Origin of the sequence: Methylobacterium sp. WL116, assembly GCF_008039455.1 — a bacterium.
Lineage (GTDB): Bacteria > Pseudomonadota > Alphaproteobacteria > Rhizobiales > Beijerinckiaceae > Methylobacterium.
In genome coordinates this window covers 1-3,083 of record NZ_VRUV01000521.1, presented here as the reverse complement: position 1 = coordinate 3,083, position 3,083 = coordinate 1, and the positions used below count along the sequence as shown (strand labels likewise).

Here is a 3,083-nt window from a genome sequence, read left to right as displayed (position 1 = left end):
TTTTTTTAATGATCCTGCGTACACCGATATATACACACTGCTTATCGTTGTCATCGTCATTTTTGTTTTAGTGTCTTCTTCAGGGGGGAGGGGAGGGCGCGTTTCACGAGATGGTCCGGGTCGTTGATCCCGCCCGCTGGGGCGATGCCGTGATCGCCCGCCGCGACGTGCCGACGAGCTACCACCTCGCCGTCGTGGTCGACGACGCGCATCAGGGCGTCACCCACGTGGTCCGCGGCCGCGACCTCGAGGCGGCGACAGACCTGCACGTCCTGCTCCAGGCGCTCCTCGGCCTTCCGACCCCGCGCTACCACCATCACGCCCTGGTCCTCGGCCCGGACGGGGGCAAGCTCGCGAAGTCGAAGGGCTCGGAAAGCCTCGCCGACCGTCGCGCGCGGGGCGAAACACCGGAGACGATCCGCGCGGCGCTCGGCTTCGCCTGAAGCGCCGGCTCGCCGCGGGAAGGCCGCCTCAGCGCACCGCCGCGTCGCGCTGCGCCATCGCGGTGGCGCTCTTCGACTTCTGCATCACCGCGTCGATCTGCTCGCGCTGGCGCTTGAACTCGGCGAGCATCCGCCCGTCGAGCTCGCGCCCGCGCGGCACGCGGATCTTCATCGGGTCGACGAAGTGGCCGTTGATGATCACCTCGTAGTGCAGGTGCGCGCCGGTGGAGAGCCCGGTGGAGCCGACATAGCCGATCACCTGGCCCTGCCGCACCCGCGCACCTTCGGTGACGCCACGCCCGAACCGCGACATGTGGTTGTAGGTGGTGACGTAGCCGTTGATGTGCTGGATCTCGACCCGGCGTCCGTAGCCCGAGGTCATCTCGGCCCGGATCACGGTGCCGTTGCCGGCCGCCACGATCGGCGTGCCGATCGGATTCGACCAGTCGACGCCGGTGTGGAGCTTGGCATAGCCGAGCACCGGGTGGCGGCGGTAGCCGAAGCCCGAGCGCATGATCCCGTCGGCGATCGGCTTGCGGATCAGGAACTTCTTGAGCGAGCGGCCCTGGTCGTCGAGGTAGTCGATCGAGCCGTCGTCGGGCGACTGGAAGCGGTAGACCTTGCGGCTCTCGCCGCCGAGGTTGAGCGAGGCGTAGAGCAGGTCCGGCCGGTCGGCGCTGGCGCCGGCATCCTCGTCGTAGGTGTAGAACACGTCGAGGCCGTCGCCGGCCGAGATCCGCCGCTGGAAGTCGAGATCGTAGCTGAACACCCGCACGATGTCCTCGACGGTCGCCCGCGGCAGGTCGTGCCGGGCCGCGGTCTCGTAGAGGCTCTGGTAGAGGCGCGGGCCCGAGCCGCCGTCCTCGTCCTCGTCCTCCGAATTCTCGGCGCTCGCGGCGGGCTTCTGCGAGGGCGTGTCCTCGGGCGGCGGGGCCACCGAGACGAAGGCCCCGCGGTCGTTGATCGCGGCGATCCCCTCGATCCCGCCCTCGCCGTAGAGCACCACGCGGGTCACCTGCCGCGGATCGCCCGGCTTCGCGCCCGGCGCGATCTGGAGCCGGAACTGCTGGCCCTCGGCCAGCGCGCCGGTCTTGGCCTTGCCGCCGAGCGCCGTGACGATGCCGCGGATCTGGTCCTCGGAGGCGAAGCCGGTGGCGCGCACCACCGCCTCCAGCGTGTCGCCGCGCTTCAGGGCGAGGTCGCGCTCCTCGACGATCGGCGTCTCGTTGGGGCGCAGCTCGACCTTGGCGAGCTTGGTCACGTTCTCGGGGACGACCAGCACCTCGATCGACTTGAACGGGTTGCCGTCGGCGGCATTGCCGGCCTTGGGGCCGCCGTCCTTGGCCCCGCCGTCGAAGTCGGGTGCCGTCGCGCCCTGGAGCGTGCGCGACAGGAGGATCTGCGGCGCGATCGGGATCGCGGTGCGCCGGCCGGCCTCCGCGGTGCTGCGGCGCTCCTCCTCGACCTGCGCCGTCACGTCGTCGTCCGACAGCGCGGCCGCCCCGGCCTCGACCGCCGCGTCGACGAGGTCGCGCTTGACCACGCTGACCTCGGCGCCCGGCGCGTCGGCGGAGCCGGCATCGGCGGCGCGCTCGAGCGGCTCGTCGGACACGAACTTCATCGGATCGAATTTCGGGATGTCGCCGGCGAACACCCCGGTCGACATCGAGAGCGCCGTGGTGATCCGGACGAAGGGCCGGACCTTGATGATCTCGCGATCGCCGAGCCGCACCGTCACCGGGGAGCGGAAGCTCTGCTTGGCCGAGGCGATCATGAGGTTGCGCACGAGCCGGTCGCCCTTGCGCGCGAGATTGGCGCCGCCCTCGCTCGGCTGCGGCCGGGCGGGGATGCTCACCCGCTCGGGGATCGCGGCGAAGGAGGCCTCGCCCTGCAGCGAGACGTGGAGCGCCGCGCCGATCAGCGCGGCCCCGGTCAGGCCGGTGAGGGCGGAGGCGCAGAGCCAGCGCAGGTTCACCTCGCGCCGATCGATGCGCGTCGCATCCGATCCGAGCAGGTCGAGGGCGGGCTGGATCCCGTGGGCGTAGCCCGGCAGGGTCCGCGGGCCGCTGGCCTCGCCGATCTTGAGACGGTCGCGGTTCACCAAGAGCGCCTTGTCGGAGGAGGGCGGCATCGCAGCCACCAGGACATCAGCATGTCGAAGGGCAGCATGTCGAGATTGAGGCGACTCGCGGGCGAGCGCGTTTCCCCTCCCTCCGGTCGAGCGGATCCCCTTCCCCCCGAAACGCCGAACGCACCCGTCTCAGGATCGCTGGAGGGCCGTCCGGGCGGCCTGTCGTGGTTCTGTCGTCGAAATCGGAGAAAGTTCCGTTTTGGCTGTTGACGGGCTGCTGGGTGGTCCGTATACCCCTGTTCATCGAGACGGGGCGGCGGCGACGCGGTTCTGGACTTGGTCCACCGACATGACGAGCGATGGGGCAGCTGGCGAGAGCCGGGTGGCCTGGTGTTTGTGTCGGCGGTCTTGTCGGTTTTGTGTTTAGCTTTCGGGTTTGACGCGGGGTTGACAGGGTATCGGCGGGGGCTTAGACGCCTCCCACCGCTGAGGCGGACCACCGACTGGTTGGTTCGGTATCACGGGTTTCCAAGACGGGCAAGGTGGTTTCGGGGCATTATGCTCTGGGA

The 3,083-nt window shown here is 69.7% G+C and carries 1 protein-coding gene and 1 pseudogene; one reads left to right on the top strand and one right to left on the bottom strand.

What is annotated here, in order from left to right; all coding sequences use genetic code 11:
• Positions 1–125: 125 nt before the first annotated feature.
• Positions 126–443 (top strand): annotated as a pseudogene (locus tag FV223_RS23875) (glutamate--tRNA ligase family protein); the annotation flags it as partial.
• Between the two features lie 28 nt (positions 444–471).
• Here FV223_RS23875 and FV223_RS23870 read toward each other — a convergent pair.
• Positions 472–2,544: a M23 family metallopeptidase gene (locus FV223_RS23870; RefSeq protein ID WP_244030529.1), complete on the bottom strand. Its 2,073-nt coding sequence runs from the start codon at positions 2,542–2,544 to the stop codon at positions 472–474.
• Between the last annotated feature and the right edge of the window lie 539 nt (positions 2,545–3,083).